Source organism: Carboxylicivirga fragile, from assembly GCF_050589805.1.
GTDB classification, from domain to species: Bacteria; Bacteroidota; Bacteroidia; order Bacteroidales; family Marinilabiliaceae; genus Carboxylicivirga; species Carboxylicivirga fragile.
Window position 1 is genome coordinate 14,957 of sequence record NZ_JBNGOY010000046.1, and the last position, 19,800, is coordinate 34,756.

Below are 19,800 nucleotides of genomic sequence, written 5' to 3' on the forward strand. Positions count from 1 at the left end.
GTTCATATAAAAAGAGATTACTCCTCCTGAAAGGTAATAATCTCTTTTGTGATTCAATTCAAATAATAGGAATTATTAGTCTTCCTGACTCTCTAACATGATCATGAAAGCATATTCCATGGCTGTTTCCTTGTAACGTTTAAAACGCCCTGAAGCACCGCCATGACCAGCTTCCATATTGGTGTGCATCATCAGAATATTATTATCTGTTTTATTGGCACGTAATTTAGCTATCCACTTGGCAGGTTCCCAATATTGTACTTGCGAATCAAACAAGCCAGTTGTAATCAATAAATGTGGATAAGCCTTTGCTTCAACATTATCGTATGGCGAATATGACAACATATAATCGTAAGCATCCTTGTTTTTAGGATTACCCCATTCGTCAAACTCGTTGGTTGTTAGTGGAATGGTTTCGTCAAGCATAGTAGATACCACATCAACAAAAGGTACGGCTGCAATGGCGCCATTGAATAATTCTGGAGCCATATTTACAACAGCACCCATCAATAATCCACCGGCGCTTCCACCCATGGCATACATGTGTTTCGATGTAGTGTAGTTTTCCTTCACCAAATACTGACCAACATCAATGTAATCGTTGAAGGTGTTCATCTTGTTCATCATCTTGCCATCGTCGTACCAGTGACGTCCCAAAGCTTGGCTACCTCTAATGTGGGCAATAGCATAAACAAATCCTCGGTCTAATAAGCTAAGGCGAGTAGAGCTGAACCAAGGATCCATTGTTGCGCCGTACGATCCATACGCATATAATAAAAGTGGCGCTTTGCCATTCTTTTTAAGACCTTTTTTATACACCAATGAGATTGGTACTTTCTTACCATCGCGAGCCGGAGCGAATAAGCGTTCAGTAATGTATTCATCTGGATTATGACCGCCAATTACTTCCTGAACCTTTTTTACTTCTTTGGTTTTGTTCGCCATGTCGTAATCGATGGTTGAAGATGGTGTGGTCATTGAGCTATAACCAAATCGTAAAGTCTCGGTATTGAATTCCGTATTGGTGCTGATGTAGGCCACATAAGCCGTTTCGTCAAATTCCAAATAATGCTCATCCTTATTGGTTTGATTGATAATACGAATGTGCGTGAGTGCATTTGAACGTTCACTTAAAACTAAATAGTTCTTAAATAACTCGATCCCATCCAACAAAACATCTTCACGATGTGGAATCACTTCTTTCCAGTTTTCTATGTTGGTTTCGTTGACTGGTGTTTCCATCAATCGGAAATTTACCGCATCTTTATTGGTAAGAATGTAGAATTTATCTTCGAAATGCTCAATGCTATATTCGTGCACATCTTCACGGGGGGTAAACTGACGGAATTCTCCCTTAGGGTTGTTGGCTGCCAATATCTGGTAATCGGAAGCTAAGGTGCTGCTTTCTCCAATTATGATATATTGATCTGATTTTGATTTGTCAACACCAATGTAGTACGAAGGGTCTTTTTCGTGGTAAACCATCACATCTTCGTCAAGAGAAGTAGCCAATTCATGTCGCCAAATTTTCTCTGACAATAAGGAAACCTTATTTTTAGTTGTATAAAAGAAGGTGCGATTATCGTTTGCCCAGGCTCCACCCGCTTGACAGTTCGGAATTTCATCAGCTAAGAATTCACCTGTTTCTAAGTTTAGAAAACGCATGGTATACACACGGCGACTGACCGTATCTTCGCCAAAAGCTAATATTTTATTATCGGGACTAATACGTATACCTGAAGCTGCATAATAGGTGTATCCTTCTGCTAAAGTGTTCACGTCTAAATAAACCTCCTCTGGATTATCCAATGTTTTAGCTTTTCGACAATACAGAGGATACTCCTTGCCATCAGCGTACTTACTGTAGTACCAGTAGCCGTTTTTGAAGTAGGGTGCCGATTCATCATCCTTTTTAATGCGGCCAACAATTTCGTCGAACAACTCTGTTTGCAAAGTCTCGGTTTTCGACATTACCGTTTTTAAGTAGGCATTTTCCTCTTCCAGATAGTTCCATACTTTTTGCGTTTGTTCATCTTTTTCTTCCGCATTCTTTTGTTCATCAGTTAGGCGCATCCAAAAATATGGATCTACACGCGTATGCTCGTGTATGGTTAATACAGAATCTTTTATTTCGGCCACTGGTGCTGTTGGCAGATTATCAGGCATTAAATTCATTTTCGGTTTTGTGTTTTGACAGGCTCCGAGCAGTAGGGTAAGTGCCAAAAGCGCTGAAAGTGAGGTGTAGATCTTCATTATTGATGTTTTATGTGTTTAGAAAAACTAAAGATAGTGATTGGTGGGAGAATTAAAAAATGAGGAATTTTGTTTCCGTTGTTAAAATTATCTGAAGAAATATGTTTTAAAATTCTATTTAGTTTATGTTTGTTGAAACATTAAAACTATCAACAAATGAGCTTAAGTATCTCCTCCACTTTTGACGCTGGAAACATTGAGGTTATCAATGCTGAGAACCCTGAAAACATACAATTAAATATCCGTAAGGATTCCAACTCTGATTTCTTACAATGGTTTTATTTTAGAGTACAAGGTGCTAAAGATCAGGCTTGCCACTTGGATTTATTAAATGCTGGAGAAGCTGCTTATCCTGAGGGATGGGAGAATTATCAGGCCAGAGCCTCTTACGATCGTGAAACATGGTTTCAGATACCTACCACATACAAGGATGGAGTGCTTGGCATGGATTTAACGCCAGAATTTGATTCGGTATATATTGCCTATTTTGCGCCTTTCTCATACGAGCAACATTTGGATTTGGTAAACAATGCACAGCAATCTCCATTGTGCGAATTGGAAACAATTGGGCAAACAATTGAAGGTAGACCTATTGATTTTCTTCGGATGGGAGATGGGGATGCATCAAAGAAGAAGTTATGGGTGATTGCCCGTCAACATCCAGGTGAAACAATGGCAGAATGGTTCATGCTTGGTCTCATCAGCCGTTTGTTGGATGAGGAAGATCCTTCATCTGTGTCTTTGTTATCTAAAGCGAATCTCTATTTGATTCCTAATATGAACATTGATGGTAGTATTTTGGGTAACCTAAGAGTGAATGCCAAGGGCGTTAATCTTAATAGAGAATGGGCCACGCCAAGTATTGAGAATAGTCCACAGGTATACTATGCTAAAGAAAAGATGCGAGAAATTGGCATGGACTTTTGCTTGGATGTACATGGTGATGAAGGTTTACCATATGTATTTATATCGGGAATTGAAGGTATTCCATCTTGGGATAAGCAATTAAGTGACCTGACAAATAGTTTTATGGATAAGTGGAAGGCTGCCAGTCCAGATATGCAAGATAAATTTGGTTACCCAAAGAATGACCCGGGAAAAGCTAATTTGATGATCTGCTCTAAGAATCTGGGAGAAGAGTTTCACTGTTTATCGCAGACTTTAGAGATGCCATTTAAGCAAAATGACAATATACCTGATCCGTTTTTTGGTTGGTCAAGTGAGCGATCTGTAAAGTTGGGAGAATCATTGGTGAATACTTTATTGGGTATCGTAGATGACTTATAAATGAATAAATTAATCGATTTAAATGCGCTAAAGTGTCTTTATTATTGGGATAGAAAGACAAATCGACCCAATTTTGGTGTTATTTTATTTACGTGATTTTATCGTAAAACGTATTTTATTTAAAAAATGGCTTAACTTTGTGCGCGAATAGCAAAAAATTAAGCTTTAGTTCCTTAATGATTTTGAAAGAGTTATCTTGTAACAGTCTTTAAATCTCAGGAGTAGGGATTGTTGGCAAGAATTAAAACAAAAAGTATAGAATGGGTAAATCGCAAGAGACGTATAACAAGAAAGAAAAAGAAAAAAAACGACTAAAGAAACGTCAAGATAAGAAACAAAAGAAAGAAGAGCGAAAATCAAATGAGACTTCGAGCTTCGATGATATGATTGCCTACGTTGATGAAAATGGCAACATTGTGGATACTCCACCTGATGTAACTAAGAAAAAGGTTATTAATGCTGAGAGTATTGAAATAGGTGTGCCTAAACGTGTTGAAGAGGAAGTAGATCCTATTCGTAAAGGTCGCATTGACTTTTTTAATGAAGCAAAAGGATTTGGTTTTATTAAGGAACATGAAACCAATGAAAAGTTTTTTGTTCACGTTAATGGCTTACTAGAAGAGGTTGTTGAAAATGACGTTGTTCAATTTGAATTGGAGCAAGGAATGAAGGGACTGAATGCAGTACGTGTTAAGAAAGCGTAACAAAGCATTTTAAAATATTTGAACAAGAAATTGTTTAACAAGCCAAATCGTATATTGTACGGTTTGGCTTTTTTTATCAAAAATTGCAAGGATGTATGTAGGATCGCATCTTTATTAAAGTTATTTACATAAAGATGCGATTCTTAATAGATTAAGCTATTCTTTAATAGTGGAGTGCTCATATGTGAAAAAAAACTTTGCATAAATAGGGAGTATGTGATCCTGATGTTTAACTTTATACCTATCAGATAGTGTTTTAAATAAATAAAAATCAAACCATGGACCTAACATTAACAGATGAATTAATGCTTTTAGCATTAGATGATGAGAAAGGAAATTTTGTTGCAGAGTCATTGGCTTTTACATATGCCTTAAGTGGGAGTATAATAATGGAACTAAGCCATAGAGATAAAATAGACCTTCGAGGGAAAGATGTTATAATAAAGGGATCAGGAAGAACGGGTGATGCTTTGCTGGATTCGCAACTTGAATTGATTCGGCAATCAAAGAAAGTTCGTAAAATAGATTATTGGATTGATAAAATTGGCGGGAAAGAAAGTGATATTATCGAAAATTCGATTGCTAAATTGGTTAAGAGTGGAATTCTGAGAAAAGAAGAAAAGAAATACCTATGGGTGTTTACATCAAAGAAATACCCAACTAGTAACCCGAAGGTTGAAAATCTATTGCGCGGGCGCTTGCTGGATGTAATCGAAAAAAATGCTGAACCATCTTTAAATGAGATCATGCTTATTAGTTTGGTTGATGCTTGTAGTTTGAATGTGGAAGTATTTGGTAAGGAAAAAGCGAAGAAATATAAGAAGAGGATTAAGTCGGTTATTGAAGAGTCAGGTGGTAATGCAGCCATTAACGAAGCCGTTAAAGAAATTCATGATGCAGTAATGGCTTGTCTCGTAATAATGATGACAACAGTTGTAATAACAAGCTCGTAGTTTTAAAATGTTGTTTTAATTCTAGAACATAAAGTGCTTCAAGATGTTGTCTTTAACGGAGTCGCTTTTTGATCTGCTTAATTAATCAAACCATAAATAGATAAACCATGAGTAAAATTATCAAATTTGGAGAAGATGTTGAAGGGTATTCTATCCCAGTTCTAAATGAAAGAGAAATTAGAGCAGGGGCAGGTATTTTATTTGTATTGATGTTTGTTGCCATATTATTGGCCATTTTGAAAGGTGATTTCTTATTGCTGAAATATGCCGTAACTTTTTTCTTAGTCGACATCCTAATTCGTGTTATGATTAACCCAAGATTTGCACCAACCTTAATTATGGGGCGACTGATTGTACGTAAGCAAACACCTGAATATGTGGGAGCTCAGCAGAAAAAGTTTGCCTGGGTTATTGGCATTATATTGGCGCTAACCATGTTTGTATTAACAACGGTGATGAATACCTATAGTCCTATTACTGGTCTGATATGTATGATCTGTTTAATATTTCTCTTTTTTGAAACTTCTTTTGGTATTTGTATTGGCTGTAAGGTGTATGGTCTGTTCTATAGAGGTAAGGCACAATATTGCCCGGGCGAAATCTGTGACATGAAAACACGTCAGAATATTCAAAAGACTTCGTGGGTACAAGTATTGATTGTATTGGCTTTTATTGCTTTTATTGTGGCCACAGTTATGCTATTTAATGATACTTTAAATGTAGCACCGCATAACTTGTTCAACCCTTCTGAGGGTTTGCCAACAGAGTAATTTAAGATGTATAAAATAACAGAGCTCCATTTCGGTTAAATGGAGCTCTGTGTGTATTTAGTGCGATAGGTTTAATCAATGATGTCGCTTATTGCAACCGTTTTTTGAGTGTGATCACTGTCGTAATCAAATACCATTTTGCCAGTCTTGCCATTTAAAGATATACTGTTCAGATCGTACCACATAAATGCTTTACCTACCTGAACACCATTTAGAAATTTAACTTGATAGCTTTCGTTGTTTTCTTTTGTAATTTGAATATTACTGTTGTTGTTAATATTCATTGAAGCCAAGGCAATTTTATCTCCTTTGTAAGTTTCAATTTTAATGATGCCCGAATTATTTACTACAAATTGCATACGTAGTAGTCCTTCGTATAACTTTGGGTTTCTCTTATAAAACTCAGGGTTATTCTTGTTTAGCAAATTCCTAACCGTTAATCCCGACATGCGTCCGCCATTTTGTGAAAGTAGCTTAAGTGTACTGAATAAGGCTACCATATGATTATCGAAAGCTTGGGATTGATAATCCTTCATGTACGACTCAATCTGATCTTCAGCACTAAACGATGCACTTGATAAAGTTATGGGAACATCTTTAGTAAGGCCTTCAATCTCACCAACAATACCTCTTACTACTACCTCGTTATTGGAGTCGATAGTGATTTTAGAATCGAATTTGATTTTATCAGTAGGAAATGAGAGTAAATCAATCTTTGTACCATCCGCTTTGTATTTACCATAGAAAGCCAGTTTTTTACCTTCAGGCGCTTTAAAATCGATGTTCTCGTTTAAAAAGGCATGTGCATTATTTGAAATGCCTAATACAAGATGAGCCGATTCTTCACTTCTGGCTATGCTTTGGCGATTGATATTTACAGAGCCCGAGTAATTAATTAGTGCATACACATTACCCTTTTTACCTACATTAAAGGCTTGTGTATAGCCAAGGTCTGAGCAGCGCACAGGTAGAAACCATTCTAAATTGCCACCACCATCAAATGTAGCAAACCAAAGGTCACGTGTGCCTCCGTAGGCATCGTAAGTTTGCGAATCAATTGTTATTTGATCGGTATACCAACCCGAAACCATGTATTTGCCATTTTCTGCCATCTGGCGTTCAGTAATAAAAAGCTTGCCTTCATTATCTTTCTCAATGGAGCGAGCTATCATTTGCCAGATATTATTCAGACGGCTATCATTGTTTATCTTGATAGCTATTGGAGTGTATTTTTCATATTCGGGCATTACAGAGCCAATGGGTGCGTTAATATAGGTTGGATCAGTAATGGTGTATTTACGGCCATCAACCATTACCGAATAACCTTCTACAGGCGTGCTAAACGAAACGGCGGCAGCCATATGGCTAAAGTAGGTCAGAGCAACCACATCTAAACCGAGTAAATCGTTAACTAATTTGGTAAATAGTACGGTTCGGTCTTCACAATCGGAGTAGGGATAATAAAATAATTCGTCAGGGAAAAACATCTTTTCCTTGTTAAACTGGTCACGATCCGTTTTGTACTCAAAGGAGTTGTGTAAATAATTTAAAAGGTAGCTAACCGCTTCTGTATCTGATTTGCCGTTTAGATGAGGTTTAAGCCTCTGGTAAAGATCCTCTTTAACAAGGCCTGACATGGCAGCATTTAAATAAACTGAATTGTCAGTCTGGGGATAACTTGCCAGGAAGGCCATGATTGTTTTATCCATTTTTAGCTCAATGGCCTCTGTTTCTTCTGGTAAAGTAGTTGTGCGAGTTACCGTATTGTCCGAATCACTAAAATTTAGACTAAATGGTAGATGTAAATCAATTTGTTTGGTAGCACCGCCGAAATTCTCAGTGTAGGTGTAAATGTTTTTTTGACCTACACTTTTGTTTAAGATATAGTAATTAATGCCTTCTATGCTGTAGTAGGGTTTCTCGTAAACTTCTTGCATAAATGGTAATAATATGCAAAGTGTATTACCTGTATAACCAATTTTTACTTGATAGCCAGCCTGATTTAATATAGCCCAACTCCATATCTCTTGGTTGTTGGCTGATTTGAAAAGTTTCTTAGCACTAGTATTGACCAATTGATATACGCCCCAGTCGTTTAGGTTTTTATCTTCGGCATAAGCCACAAGTGATTCAATGTATAGTTGGTAATAAGTTTGAGTAAAGTCGTCCCAGTAATTCGCAAATTCGTTAGGTTTAACCGATTTTAGAGAAAGGTTCTTCATGCGTTTATCAATGGACAAAGTTGCAGGAGAACCAAAAAAATCAATGTTTAAAGTTTCCTTATGTGCCAGAGCTTCTTCTGGTGTTCGTAGGATAGGTGCGATGGACAAGGCAGTGGTTTCTTGTAGAACAACATCCGGTTTTACAGCAGGCGGTGCAGTTGCGATCGTATTATCTTCAGGAACAGAATTGTCAACTACTGGTTCAAACTTAGGTTGATCCACAGGCTTCGGAATTTCAACTGGTTTGATTTCTACTTCCTCTTGTTCTACTTCTTCAAATCCTTTTTTCAGATAGCGCTCAAATGCCGCATTCATTTTCTTCATGCGGGCATCGTAGGCTTCCATCATTTTTTTCTGTTTCTTGGCATAATCCGCATGCATTTTGTTGAGTTTGGCTTCATAAGCCTCATTCATTTTTTTGAATGGATCCTCTTCCTGCGCAATAATGGATGTGCTGAAAATGGAGAATGCCAAAAGTAACAATATATAAGCTTTCATGTTGATTTGTTTGAGGGGGTTTGATTAAATAATCTTTTTTTCTAACATCTGTTCAACCATATCTACTACGGTTGTTTCAAGTGGTGTATAGCTTAAGCCAAGTTCTTCTTTACTTTTGCTTGCATTTAATTTAAGCGTATAACCGACGTTTCGTTTTATAAAATTAAACTTTAAGCCAAAAAGCCAGCCTAAGGCGTAGAGTATTATTTTAGGGGAATGACTTGTTGGAAGTTTAAATTTTCCTTCATAATTCTTACGAATAAGATCAATGTATTCTAATACATTAATGGTGCTTTCAGCTAGTAGATGTCGACCCTCCGCTTTTTCATTTTCTAAAGCTAATAAATGGGCTGTGGCAACGTCACGTACATCAACAAAGCCAAACATGATATCAGGAGCTCCCATCGCGAACTTACCTGATAGAATATCTTTCATGAAACTAAGGCTTTCTGAATTTGATGTCTCCGATAGCGAAGGTCCCATGACAAAAGAGGGGTTAATAACCACTAGTTTCCAATCGCTTTGTGCATCATGTATTTTCCAGGCTTCTTTCTCAGCCGAAACCTTTGAAAAGGAGTAGGGCTGATGTTTAAGCGAACTGGAAGTATTAAATTGCTCTTCATTGAATTCGCTTAATCCTTGTTCCTGCATATCAATGGTATCGCCATGTATGGCAGCAACACTTGATGTAAGCACTACCTTTTTAACTGTTTTTGATTTGCTTGCAGCGTTTAGTACATTACGAGTGCCTTCGATGGCAGGATCTATTAGATCCTTTTGAGCATCTTTAAAACGCAGGGTGAATGGAGAAGCAACATGCATAATAGCGGAGCAACCTTCGGCGGCATGATCAAATGAACCAGCTTCGAGCAAGTTGGCCTCGCATAATTCGAGCTTGCCTTTGCTTGTTAATGCAACTTGGCGTAGAGGTTCAATCTTACTGCTTGCATTTTTATTGCGTACACTCAATCGAACGGTATAGCCTTTATCCAGCAATTGCTTTACGATCCAAGCACCAACATATCCAGTGCCACCGGTAACTAAAACTGTCTTTTCCATCATCTACTTTTTATAAGGTATAGAAAGATACGTGTTTTTGCGCTATCAGAAAAGAAAAAACCGGCTCCATAAGGAAACCGGCTTTCATATAGATTTTGGGTAATGTTGTTTTAAATGCCGAATAATTTAAATCCTACTGAAAAAGTAAAGACGTCTGTTTTTTGTCCAATATCGTAGTTTGCAATATCAGAGATATCAGTTAAGCCCCATTCGTAACGAAAATCTGCTGTTAATCGCCAAAATTCAACGCCAGCTCCAGCTTGTAATGTCCAGTTAGTACTTTTGAAATCACTTTTTTCAAGACCTATAACATCGTCGAAGGATGTCTTAGACATCAGAGATGCAACGGGGCCAGCAACACCATATATTCTTGCAACTTTAAGGTCTATGATTTGAAGATTAGCAAGTAAAGGAATATCCCAAGTGTGAAATGTTCCATTACCAGTAACAGTTGTTCCATTATTAATACTATACTGTGAATTTTTTTTCGCATAATAGATTTCTGGTTGAAAGGATAGTCCACCTAGTAACCTAAGACGTCCATAGGCTCCAAATAAGAATCCACTCTTGGCTTCATTCTTTACTTCATCTCCAGTTGGAATATTTGATAGGTTAATTGAAGTAGAGTTAAAACCTGCCTTTAATCCAACTGCAATGCGATCTTGAGCTGAGGTGTTAGCAATGAATGCTACCAGTGCTATTAGGATAAATACTTTTTTCATAATGATCGATTATTTATTTTCTAATTTGAGTATTTCAGTATTAGGACAATTTGCTTGCTTGAAACACGTATGGTATATGAAAAGTTTTAGTTCTCGCTTGTTAACGGAGCGAGAATTTCGGAGGCTTCAAGAATAATATAATTGGATTCGTCAATGTATAAAAAGAACTTCGAATCATCTTTTTGTATGTATGAGCTTGCCTTTTTTATGAGGGTAATAATGTAATAATCCCATTCAGAATCACAGCAGCTCACTGAGCAATTGTTACGTGTGAAGCGAACACTCCCTTTGGCATCTGCCTCATAACTACCATTGCATGTTTGCTCTTTTAGCTGTAATTCATATTGCCCTTGTTTATTAAATGAGAGCAGAATTGGGTTTGTTTCATTTGTTTCATCAAATGGGTAGGAGGGGGCAATGACTTCACTTATACTCCAATCATTTGAGAAATAGTGGGAGTTATCCAGTGGATCTTGTGTTTCGCAGGAAACTAGCGTCAGGGTAATGCTTACTAGGAATATGAGTTTTTTTAGAAACACAGTATTAAGAGTTGGTTAAGTTGCTATCAAATATAAGGGCATTTCCTGTAAAAATAAATAGCTCGTACTTATTTTTCAGGAGGAATGAATCTTAAGCGCACCTTAACAGCATCTTGAATGGGAAGACCAAGGTTAGTTGCCGGCTTCCAACCGGAGCTTTCCTGAATTACACGAATAGCTTCCATCGAATAAATTTCACCAGGGCTTCGTTTTATGATTATATCTTTTATATAACCAAGTGGTGAAATGATAACACTAACAACAACGGTTTCCTTTTTTCCACTTCCATTTTTAGGATAGATTAAATTATCACTTAGTTCTTCAATGTATTTATCCATCCCAACTATTGGTTCGGCAGGAATATACTCTTCGGCTTTTTTAATGGCCTCTTCATCAGTTTTTATGGTAATAACCTCACTTAAACTTATGTACTCTTCTTCCAGATTAAAAATTACAGAATCAGAACTACTTGAGTTTTTCTCAGATGTTATGTAGCCAACAAAACTAGCTGTAACAGGTTTGGAAGAATCGCGAGATGGATATGATAGTTTGTATGCGCCATCGGTATTTGATATGGTGCTGTAATTAGTGCCTTTTACATTGATGCTTGCCCCAGCAACAGGTTCTTGGAAATCATTTCTAACTTTCCCTTCAATGGTTCTAAGACTTTCGTTTGCTCCGGCATAACCACCATAAGCAGTTGCACCTCTCATGGTTCCAACTATTTCTTTATCTCCGTTGCTTGTTTCAGCTTTTTTTCGGCGCGACGTAAGGGTTGTAACACTATTTACGGGTGGCGATGATAACTTAGCTTGTTTGCTTTTTACTTGTGGAACAGCTATTAAAATTTCTTCTTCAGCATCCAATATTTCAAGCTCAATTTCCTCTTCCGAAACATTCTCAATACTTGCATTATTTATTGCAGGCGTTTTAGCTTTTGGGGCAGTGAAGTTCTTTTTTTCTACAGATTCAAGCTCAAGTGATTCTGGAGCTATTTCTTCTTTAGCAGCAGGTATTGCATTGTCAGAAACGTAAGTTGTTTTATCAGGCGTGAAAAGCACCAACACAGATACGATGCCCGCCACCAATAAAAGAGTGGCAGCAAATGCTATGGTATTTCTATTTATTAAATTGTATTTTCTCTTTGTATGACTATTTAATTTTTGCTTTAATAAACTAAGATCTTGATTGATTTTTTTTTCGTCATATTGTTCAAAACCTTCCATGGCATCCGACTCAAAGGCATCATTTAATAAATTACGTTCAAAGGCATTTGAGTCCTTCGAAGACATCTTTCCTTTTATATATCGGAAGAATGTTTCAAGGTTATTTGCCTTTATATGTGAACGTTTTTTATTCATGTGTCTATGTTGTTGCTTTCATTTGCCTCCCGATAGCTATCGGGATGTAACTCTCATGTTTTTGCTTCAATGCAATTTTTTAAATTACGTTTGCCATTTTGAATGTAGCTCTTAACTTTTTTGATGTCAAGGTTTAAGTTCTCACTAATTTCCTTGTAGCATAGTTCCTTGAAATAAAACAATTCTATGCAGCTACGTTGCTGTTCTCGCAACTTCTCCAAACATTCTTTTAAGCGTTCATCAAGACTGTTTGGTTCCCATTCATTACTATTAAGATGCAGTTCATCTTCACTTTCCATAAAATGAAGTGAATTATTTTCATATTCTTTGATTAATTTATTCTTGCTTTGTTCTGACCGAAGTTGCATCAGGCATAAGTTTTTCGCCACTACATATAACCATGGCTTGAATGAGTCAACTTCTTTGGTAAGTAATTCTTTGCTGATTTTTTCAAAAATGCTCATAACAGCATCCTGCGCCTCATCCTTATTCTTGAGGTATTTCAGGCAAACGCCATAAACCAAATGCATGTATCGCTCATACAATTGCCCGAGAAAATCAAGGTTTTCAGTTCTCTTGAATTTCTGCAGCAAAAGCTCGTCACTTGGCGGTTTTATTTTGAACAAGGCTGTATTATTAATTCGAATGAATAGTTAAAAGTAGAAAAAAAATTAAAATGTTTTATGGAATACTGAAGTAAGCTGCATCCTATTGTCAAAAGGTCAAATTTAAAACTAAATATTATGAGACGATTAGCTTTATTATTAGGGATGTTTATGGTTGTGGCGGTATCAGCTTTTTCACAGCGATATATTACAGGACAGGTGAGTGATGAAAGTGGAAGTGTGCTTCCTGGTGTGAATGTTGTAATTAAAAACACGACAATTGGTGTTGTAACTGATCCAAACGGTGAATATCAAATAAAAGTAAACTCTGAAAATGATGTGTTGGTGTTCATGTTTATTGGCATGATTTCGCAAGAGATTAAAGTTGAGCAACGAAATGTCATTAATGTAATGATGAAAAGTGATGCTGTTGAGATAGAAGAATGTGTGGTTGTGTCCGGTTTAGGTGGAAAAGTTCGAGGGCTTAACGTCTTTAAGAGTAAAAGAGAAAGAAAAGGTCCACCAATGTTGGTACGCGGTCATAGTTTCGTAGCCTATGAGCAAGATTTCAATACGGAGAGTTATGCGGGAATAAGTGAGAATGGTTACAAGCAAGTCACTTCGGAGCCTCTTTCTACATTTTCGGTGGATGTAGATAGGGCGAGTTATACTAATGTTCGTCGCTTTTTGAATCAGGGACAATTACCACCCGAAGGATCTGTTCGAATTGAGGAAATGATCAACTACTTCAATTATGATTATGAAGAGCCTGAAAAGGAACATCCTTTTGCAGTAAATTCTGAAATGGCAACTTGTCCTTGGAACGATGAACATTATTTGCTGAAAGTTGGATTAAAGGGTAAAGAAATTGAGAAGGATAATTTACCAGCTTCTAATCTTGTATTCTTAATTGATGTGTCAGGGTCGATGAACGCGAGCAATAAATTGCCCTTATTAAAATCGTCATTCCGTTTATTGGTTAATGAATTGCGCGACGAGGATTATGTATCGATAGTGGTGTATGCTGGTGCTGCAGGACTTGTATTAGAACCAACTTCGGGACAAAATAAGAAGACTATTTTGGATGCGCTCGATAAACTTCAGGCGGGTGGCTCAACAGCAGGAGGAGCTGGTTTGAAATTAGCTTATGCAACAGCTAAGGAGCATTTTGTGGAAGATGGTAATAATCGCATTATATTGGCTACCGATGGTGATTTTAATGTTGGTGAAAGCTCAAATGCATCAATGGAGCAGTTGGTTGCCGACGAACGTGACAATGGCATTTACATGACTGTGCTTGGTTTTGGTATGGGTAATTATAAGGATGATCGAATGGAGATTATTGCTGATAAGGGAAATGGCAACTATGCCTACATCGATAATTTGCAAGAAGCACAAAAAACATTGGTCAGTGAATTTGGAGGGACTTTATTTACCATTGCAAAGGATGTGAAATTCCAGATTGAATTTAATCCTGAGCAAGTGTTGGCTTATCGCTTAATTGGTTACGAAAATCGTTTATTGAATGATGAAGATTTTAATGATGATACAAGGGATGCCGGAGAGATTGGAGCAGGACATACAGTAACGGCGTTATACGAAATTATTCCTCAAGGTGCCGATGATGCCAAAAAATGGATTAAGTCGGTAGACGAATTGAAATATCAAAAGAAACAAAAAAGAAGGAATGTTGCAATGAGTGACGATTGGTTGACTTTAAAGTTGCGTTACAAACGTCCGGATGAGAAGGCTAGTAATTTAATGGAGTATGTTATAAAAGGTGATGTAGATGCTTTTGATGAAGCGAGTAAGGATTTTCGCTTTGCAGCTTCTGTTGCAGCTTTCGGAATGATTTTGTCTGATTCGAAATACAAAGGTGATATTGATTACGAAGATTTAAAAGAAATGGCTAAGGAATCAAGAGGTAATGATGAAGATGGATTTAAGGCTGAGATGATACGTTTGATAAAAACGGCAGAATCACTAAGTAGTCAAGTGGCTCTTGGTAAATAGGACACAACTATTCCCGATGAAGGAGGCGAGAGCCTCCTTTTTTTATGGCGTAAATCTTAATAGATGTTAAAGGTGATTTTTATTGCACTTCTTAAATATATTCTATATCAGGGTGTTGTGTTTGTTTTATGGGGTGAGGTTGTTTGATTGTTTTATGATTGATGCAACTTTCTATTTTTTAGTTTGACATTGATTATTGTGAAGCTTGAAGAATAAACTTCAAGAAACTTAACCGAAATAATTAACCAATCATGGAAAAGCGAATCGTATGTTTTCTGTGTTTTTTAATGGCCGTTTGCTCATGGCAATTAAAAGCTGAAGAAGATCCAAGTGCAAAAGACTTATTAACATTAAGTGGGCATATTAAGGATGCAAATACTGGGGAAATGCTAATTGGAGCAACTTTATTTGTGGAAGAAACTAAAAGTGGTAATATATCTAACTTGTATGGTTTCTATTCAATGTCACTTCCGGCAGGAACTTATCATTTAACCTTTGCTTATTTAGGATATCAGGCACAAAAAGTAGAAGTGAACTTAAATGAGAGCAAGGTGCTTAATATTAACCTTGCACCTCAAACCGAATCAATTGACGAAATTGTAGTGACCTCGAAAAGAAAGGATGCGAATATTCGTGATCCTCAAATGGGCGTTGAGAAATTACAAGGTAAAGCTATTAAGAATGTTCCTGTTTTAATGGGAGAGACGGATTTGGTAAAAGTAATTCAGCTATTGCCTGGAGTATCACCAACCAGTGAAGGTTCAAGTGGTTTTAGTGTGCGTGGCGGTAATCCTGACCAGAATTTGATTTTGTTAGACGAAGCAAACGTATACAGTGCAGGTCACTTAATGGGATTTTTCTCGGTCTTTAATAACGATGCTATTAAGGATGTGAAATTGTATAAGGGCGATATTCCGGCAAGTAATGGAGGACGCCTGGCGTCTGTTTTGGATGTGCGTATGAAAGATGGTAATTCTAAAAAGTTCTCGGGAACGGGAGGTATTGGTACCATTTCCTCAAGACTTACCTTGGAAGGGCCAATAGGTTCAGATAAAACATCTTTTATTGTGAGTGGTCGACGTACTTATGTCGATATGTTTTTACCCTTGGCAAGCGATCCTCAGGTGCGTGATAATAAATTGTTCTTTTACGATTTTAATGCCAAGGTTAATCATACGATAAATGAGAATAATCGAATTTATTTGAGTGGTTATTTTGGACGCGATGTATTTAAGAATAACTTTTCAAAAATGGATTTTGGTAACCGAACATTTACCTTTCGATGGAATCACATCTATAACCCAAAATTGTTTTCCAATTTTACCGTTATTGGTTCGAAATATGATTATGCTTTGGCATCAACCGGAGGTGGAGCTAATGGGTTTGAGTGGGAGTCGAATCTATACGATTTAAGCGCTAAGCTCGATTTTGACTTTTACTTGAACCCACAGCATACTATTGAGTTTGGTGCTCAAAGTATATTCAGAGAAATACTACCGGGTTTAGCAAGGGGTAAAGATGAAAACTCATTGTACAACGAAATAAAAGTGCCACAAAGCAGATCCTTGGAACATGCCATTTACGCATCCAATATTCATAAAGTGTCTGATTGGTTGGTCTTGAAATACGGTTTACGTGTATCGGTATTTCAAAATGTTGGGGCAGGAACTCAATATTCTTACGATGAAAAATATGAAGTGAGTGATACTGCCACTTATGGAACCGGTGATGTTTATAATACCTATGTAGGTTTCGAGCCACGGGTAGGTGCTTCTTTCATTCTTAATCCTTCTACATCAATTAAGGCAAGTTATAATCGAACATTCCAATATTTGCATTTGGCTTCTAATTCTACATCAGGTACGCCATTGGATATTTGGTTTCCGTCTTCGCCAAATGTTAAACCGCAACGTGCAGATCAATTCGCGCTAGGTGTGTTTAAGAATTTTAAAGACAATAGTATAGAAACATCTTTAGAGGGTTTCTATAAAAAAATGAACAATACCATCGACTTTAAAGATCATCCTGAATTGCTACTGAACGAGTATCTGGAAGGTGAGTTGCGCTTTGGAGATTCTCAGGCTTATGGATTAGAAGCCATGGTGCGGTTTAATGGAGCCAAATGGAATGGTTGGGTGAGTTACACTTTATCGAAGGTTGAACGTACCATTGCTGAAATCAACAATGGTGAAACATATCTTTCTCCATACGATCATACGCATGACTGTAGTATTGTGCTTAACCGTAAAGTTGGTAAACGAGGTCAAATATCAGCCAATTGGGTTTTTTATACTGGTGCACCTGTTACATTTCCTGTAGCACGTTACGAAGTAGGGGGCGATATAGTACCTTATTATTCCAAACGAAATGCTGAACGTATGCCTAATTACCACAGACTTGATTTGGCCTATACGCTCTCAGGTAAGAAGAAAGAAGGTCGCAAGTGGCATGGCGAATGGGTATTCTCGGTGTATAATGCCTACGGACGGAAAAATGCCTGGGCTATCAATTTTGTACGCGATGATGACAATCCTACAATAACCAAAGCGCAAAAGACCTATCTGTTTTCATTTATCCCTTCGGTAACCTACAACTTTAAATTTTAAATCATGAATAAGATATTTATACCATATATTAAATGGCTCTTGTGCACCTTATTAGTTGCATTAATAGTTACATCGTGTACTGAAGATATGGAGTTAGAACTTGAAGATACAGCTCCTCGTTTGGTCGTTGATGGTCGTATTAGTACTGACAAACAAGCTCACTTTGTCCGCTTAACGAGCTCTGGTGATTACTTTAAAAACGAAGAGGCTAAAGCCATAAGTAATGCGCAAGTAAGAATTGATAATGATGAATCGACCATAACACTTATTGAGCATGATGATTTCCCGGGATATTATTTTACACCAGACGATTATCAAGGGCAAGTTGGCGTTACCTATAAGTTGTATATTTCAGATGTTGATATTGATAAGGATGGAAAGAAGGAAGAGTATGAGGCTTCATCATTATTAAACCCTGTTGCACCCCTCGATTCAGTCCGCTTGGAGTATGATGAATTGTATGAATTTTGGAAAGTATTGTTGTATGCTCAAGATCCGATTGATACAAAAGATTTCTATTCTTTTTCGGTAGCCGTTAATGATAGCACTATCTCTGATCGTTATTCAAAACTTGGTTTTGTAGATGATAAGTTTTTTGACGGAAATTATGCCAATGGCGTTTGGGTGTATACCTTGGAGGAAGAAGATGATGATATTAAATTAAAAGATGGAGATTGGGTAAGATTAACCATGGGTGGAATAAATGAGGATTTCTATAAGTTTCTTGAAGCTATTGAAATTGAAACAGGTTTTAAAGCTCCCCTTTTTAGTGGGCCACCAGCTAATGTGCCAAGCAATATAAGCAATGGCGCTCTGGGATTTTTTACAGCATACAGCACTTCGGTTGACTCGGTTCAGTTCGAATCAATCAAAAGTATGTCGGTCAATAAGTAAAGTCGTATAGCTAATGTTAGGTGGTGAAGTTCATTGTTTTAGTATATCTGGATTTTGACGATTGTCAAAAACTGAGATAATTTGAACTTCATTACCTTCAATTCTATAATAAACTGAGGTCAGCCTCGCAATAACAGTACGTCTAATGTTCTTTGACTTATTTGTAAAAGCAAATGTTTTCGGTGAAGTTTTTAATAATTCTAATCGCTCATCAAGTTTCCTCGCAAATTCTTGTGTGTCTTTTTTTGCGAATCTACGCTCAAAATAATTGAAAATTTCTTTCAATCCATTTAAAGCTTCATCGGTCCAGATTAATTTATAAATATCTTTCATAAATTTTTCTGGCGGTATCATGAGCACCTACCTTACCTTCTTCGATATCTTTAAGACCTCTTTCTATTGACTCTTTTTCGAATTCTGAGATTTCAGTCCACCCACTTGAAGTTTGTAAATCTTCCTCATGAATTTTTTTAAGCTTTTCAATTACTGAAGAATCATTTAATTTTGCGATCCATTCAATCAATCCTAGTTTTTCAGCTTGTATATTCATATCTACTTCCTTTATACAAAGATAATCAAAAGTAACTCTTGAATGTGTTTAGGTGAATAAAATTGTAAATAGACAGTTAACGAGCTTTTATTATGCTAAAAAATTCTTCGCGAGTTGAATGGTTGGTGCTGAATGCTCCAGTAAAATCAGAAGTGGTTGTGAACGAATGTTGTTTTTGAACCCCACGCATTTGCATGCACATGTGTTGTGCCTCAATTACAACAGCAACCCCAAGTGGGTTAAGTGTTTCCTGAATACATTCCTTAATCTGCGTGGTTAAGCGCTCCTGCACTTGTAAGCGGCGGGCAAATGCCTCAACAACCCTGGCCAATTTGCTTAAACCAGTGATGTGGTGACGCGGAATGTAGGCTACGTGCGCCTTACCAAAAAATGGCAACATATGATGCTCACACATTGAGTATAATTCAATGTCTTTAACAACAACCATTTGCTGATAATCCTCCTTGAACATGGCTGATTTGATTATTTCCTCCGGATTCATGTTGTAGCCCTGAGTCAAAAATTGCATGGCCTTTGCAACGCGTAAAGGTGTTTTTTCAAGTCCTTCGCGGCTTGAATCTTCACCTAATAATTCCAATACATTTTTATAGTTGGATGAAAGTTCATTAGTGGTTTCGTCGTCGTAACTTTCCACTTTGGCATAGCCTTTCTTTCCATTTAAAGTAAATTCCATGTTCCTTGTTTTGTTCTTTCAGCAATTTTGAATTGCAAAAATGCAATTTTATCTTTTAAAAGAAACTGAT

Annotated in this window: 17 protein-coding genes; 7 read left to right on the plus strand and 10 right to left on the minus strand. The window is 37.0% G+C overall.

Annotated features, from left to right (window positions below):
• Positions 1 to 75 precede the first annotated feature (75 nt).
• Positions 76 to 2,253 carry a S9 family peptidase gene (locus tag ACRD7B_RS17715; RefSeq protein WP_430825953.1) on the minus strand — a complete coding sequence of 726 codons (2,178 nt, stop codon included), beginning with the start codon at positions 2,251 to 2,253 and terminating at the stop codon, positions 76 to 78.
• Between the two features lie 156 nt (positions 2,254 to 2,409).
• On the opposite strand from ACRD7B_RS17715, the gene ACRD7B_RS17720 reads away from it, so the two are divergent.
• The 4 genes from ACRD7B_RS17720 to ACRD7B_RS17735 all read left to right on the plus strand — a co-directional run bounded on the left by ACRD7B_RS17720 (position 2,410) and on the right by ACRD7B_RS17735 (position 5,967).
• Positions 2,410 to 3,540 carry a M14 family metallopeptidase gene (locus ACRD7B_RS17720; protein ID WP_430825954.1) on the plus strand — a complete coding sequence of 377 codons (1,131 nt, stop codon included), beginning with the start codon at positions 2,410 to 2,412 and terminating at the stop codon, positions 3,538 to 3,540.
• A 260-nt stretch (positions 3,541 to 3,800) separates the two neighbouring features.
• Entirely contained in the window at positions 3,801 to 4,244 is a 444-nt protein-coding gene (locus ACRD7B_RS17725) for a cold-shock protein (protein ID WP_430825955.1), read from the plus strand.
• Between the two features lie 278 nt (positions 4,245 to 4,522).
• Positions 4,523 to 5,197: a GOLPH3/VPS74 family protein gene (locus tag ACRD7B_RS17730; RefSeq protein ID WP_430825956.1), complete on the plus strand. Its 675-nt coding sequence runs from the start codon at positions 4,523 to 4,525 to the stop codon at positions 5,195 to 5,197.
• A 107-nt stretch (positions 5,198 to 5,304) separates the two neighbouring features.
• Positions 5,305 to 5,967, plus strand: a complete 663-nt coding sequence (locus ACRD7B_RS17735; protein ID WP_430825957.1) for a DUF4395 domain-containing protein — start codon at positions 5,305 to 5,307, stop codon at positions 5,965 to 5,967.
• Positions 5,968 to 6,038: 71 nt separating this feature from the next.
• On the opposite strand, the gene ACRD7B_RS17740 is transcribed toward ACRD7B_RS17735, so the two are convergent.
• The 6 genes from ACRD7B_RS17740 to ACRD7B_RS17765 all read right to left on the minus strand — a co-directional run bounded on the left by ACRD7B_RS17740 (position 6,039) and on the right by ACRD7B_RS17765 (position 12,994).
• Positions 6,039 to 8,687, minus strand: coding sequence for a hypothetical protein (locus ACRD7B_RS17740; protein WP_430825958.1), 2,649 nt, complete (start codon positions 8,685 to 8,687; stop codon positions 6,039 to 6,041).
• A 24-nt stretch (positions 8,688 to 8,711) separates the two neighbouring features.
• Positions 8,712 to 9,746: an NAD-dependent epimerase/dehydratase family protein gene (locus ACRD7B_RS17745; RefSeq protein ID WP_430825959.1), complete on the minus strand. Its 1,035-nt coding sequence runs from the start codon at positions 9,744 to 9,746 to the stop codon at positions 8,712 to 8,714.
• Between the two features lie 110 nt (positions 9,747 to 9,856).
• Entirely contained in the window at positions 9,857 to 10,468 is a 612-nt protein-coding gene (locus ACRD7B_RS17750; protein ID WP_430825960.1) for a porin family protein, read from the minus strand.
• An 86-nt stretch (positions 10,469 to 10,554) separates the two neighbouring features.
• Positions 10,555 to 11,007, minus strand: coding sequence for a hypothetical protein (locus ACRD7B_RS17755; RefSeq protein ID WP_430825961.1), 453 nt, complete (start codon positions 11,005 to 11,007; stop codon positions 10,555 to 10,557).
• A 68-nt stretch (positions 11,008 to 11,075) separates the two neighbouring features.
• Complete coding sequence (locus ACRD7B_RS17760; protein WP_430825962.1) at positions 11,076 to 12,368, minus strand: carboxypeptidase-like regulatory domain-containing protein; 1,293 nt, start codon at positions 12,366 to 12,368, stop codon at positions 11,076 to 11,078.
• A gap of 53 nt (positions 12,369 to 12,421) precedes the next feature.
• Complete coding sequence (locus ACRD7B_RS17765) at positions 12,422 to 12,994, minus strand: RNA polymerase sigma factor (protein ID WP_430825963.1); 573 nt, start codon at positions 12,992 to 12,994, stop codon at positions 12,422 to 12,424.
• Between the two features lie 117 nt (positions 12,995 to 13,111).
• Here ACRD7B_RS17765 and ACRD7B_RS17770 point away from each other — a divergent pair, with 117 nt between their 5' ends.
• From ACRD7B_RS17770 to ACRD7B_RS17780, 3 genes are all read left to right on the plus strand, one after another.
• Positions 13,112 to 14,986, plus strand: coding sequence for a vWA domain-containing protein (locus tag ACRD7B_RS17770; RefSeq protein ID WP_430825964.1), 1,875 nt, complete (start codon positions 13,112 to 13,114; stop codon positions 14,984 to 14,986).
• A 251-nt stretch (positions 14,987 to 15,237) separates the two neighbouring features.
• A complete protein-coding gene (locus ACRD7B_RS17775) occupies positions 15,238 to 17,592 on the plus strand; it encodes a TonB-dependent receptor (RefSeq protein ID WP_430825965.1) in 2,355 nt (784 codons plus the stop codon).
• A 3-nt stretch (positions 17,593 to 17,595) separates the two neighbouring features.
• A complete protein-coding gene (locus ACRD7B_RS17780) occupies positions 17,596 to 18,486 on the plus strand; it encodes a DUF4249 domain-containing protein (protein ID WP_430825966.1) in 891 nt (296 codons plus the stop codon).
• A gap of 30 nt (positions 18,487 to 18,516) precedes the next feature.
• On the opposite strand, the gene ACRD7B_RS17785 is transcribed toward ACRD7B_RS17780, so the two are convergent.
• From ACRD7B_RS17785 to folE, 3 genes are all read right to left on the minus strand, one after another.
• Entirely contained in the window at positions 18,517 to 18,819 is a 303-nt protein-coding gene (locus ACRD7B_RS17785; protein WP_430825967.1) for a type II toxin-antitoxin system RelE/ParE family toxin, read from the minus strand.
• A complete protein-coding gene (locus tag ACRD7B_RS17790; protein WP_430825968.1) occupies positions 18,803 to 19,036 on the minus strand; it encodes a hypothetical protein in 234 nt (77 codons plus the stop codon). The genes ACRD7B_RS17785 and ACRD7B_RS17790 overlap by 17 nt, the downstream gene beginning before the upstream one ends.
• 76 nt (positions 19,037 to 19,112) lie before the next feature.
• The gene (folE, locus tag ACRD7B_RS17795; protein WP_430825969.1) at positions 19,113 to 19,730 is read right to left on the minus strand and encodes a GTP cyclohydrolase I FolE; all 618 of its coding nucleotides are present in this window, start codon (positions 19,728 to 19,730) and stop codon (positions 19,113 to 19,115) included.
• Positions 19,731 to 19,800: the final 70 nt, after the last annotated feature.

Bases quoted from the DNA above. Each gene is read 5' to 3' on its own strand.
- ACRD7B_RS17715 (WP_430825953.1), bottom strand. From the start codon at position 2,253: ATGAAGATCTACACCTCACTTTCAGCGCTTTTGGCACTTACCCTACTG.
- ACRD7B_RS17720 (WP_430825954.1), top strand. From the start codon at position 2,410: ATGAGCTTAAGTATCTCCTCCACTTTTGACGCTGGAAACATTGAGGTT.
- ACRD7B_RS17725 (WP_430825955.1), top strand. From the start codon at position 3,801: ATGGGTAAATCGCAAGAGACGTATAACAAGAAAGAAAAAGAAAAAAAA.
- ACRD7B_RS17730 (WP_430825956.1), top strand. From the start codon at position 4,523: ATGGACCTAACATTAACAGATGAATTAATGCTTTTAGCATTAGATGAT.
- ACRD7B_RS17735 (WP_430825957.1), top strand. From the start codon at position 5,305: ATGAGTAAAATTATCAAATTTGGAGAAGATGTTGAAGGGTATTCTATC.
- ACRD7B_RS17740 (WP_430825958.1), bottom strand. From the start codon at position 8,687: ATGAAAGCTTATATATTGTTACTTTTGGCATTCTCCATTTTCAGCACA.
- ACRD7B_RS17745 (WP_430825959.1), bottom strand. From the start codon at position 9,746: ATGGAAAAGACAGTTTTAGTTACCGGTGGCACTGGATATGTTGGTGCT.
- ACRD7B_RS17750 (WP_430825960.1), bottom strand. From the start codon at position 10,468: ATGAAAAAAGTATTTATCCTAATAGCACTGGTAGCATTCATTGCTAAC.
- ACRD7B_RS17760 (WP_430825962.1), bottom strand. From the start codon at position 12,368: ATGAATAAAAAACGTTCACATATAAAGGCAAATAACCTTGAAACATTC.
- ACRD7B_RS17770 (WP_430825964.1), top strand. From the start codon at position 13,112: ATGAGACGATTAGCTTTATTATTAGGGATGTTTATGGTTGTGGCGGTA.
- ACRD7B_RS17775 (WP_430825965.1), top strand. From the start codon at position 15,238: ATGGAAAAGCGAATCGTATGTTTTCTGTGTTTTTTAATGGCCGTTTGC.
- ACRD7B_RS17780 (WP_430825966.1), top strand. From the start codon at position 17,596: ATGAATAAGATATTTATACCATATATTAAATGGCTCTTGTGCACCTTA.
- ACRD7B_RS17785 (WP_430825967.1), bottom strand. From the start codon at position 18,819: ATGAAAGATATTTATAAATTAATCTGGACCGATGAAGCTTTAAATGGA.
- ACRD7B_RS17790 (WP_430825968.1), bottom strand. From the start codon at position 19,036: ATGAATATACAAGCTGAAAAACTAGGATTGATTGAATGGATCGCAAAA.
- folE (WP_430825969.1), bottom strand. From the start codon at position 19,730: ATGGAATTTACTTTAAATGGAAAGAAAGGCTATGCCAAAGTGGAAAGT.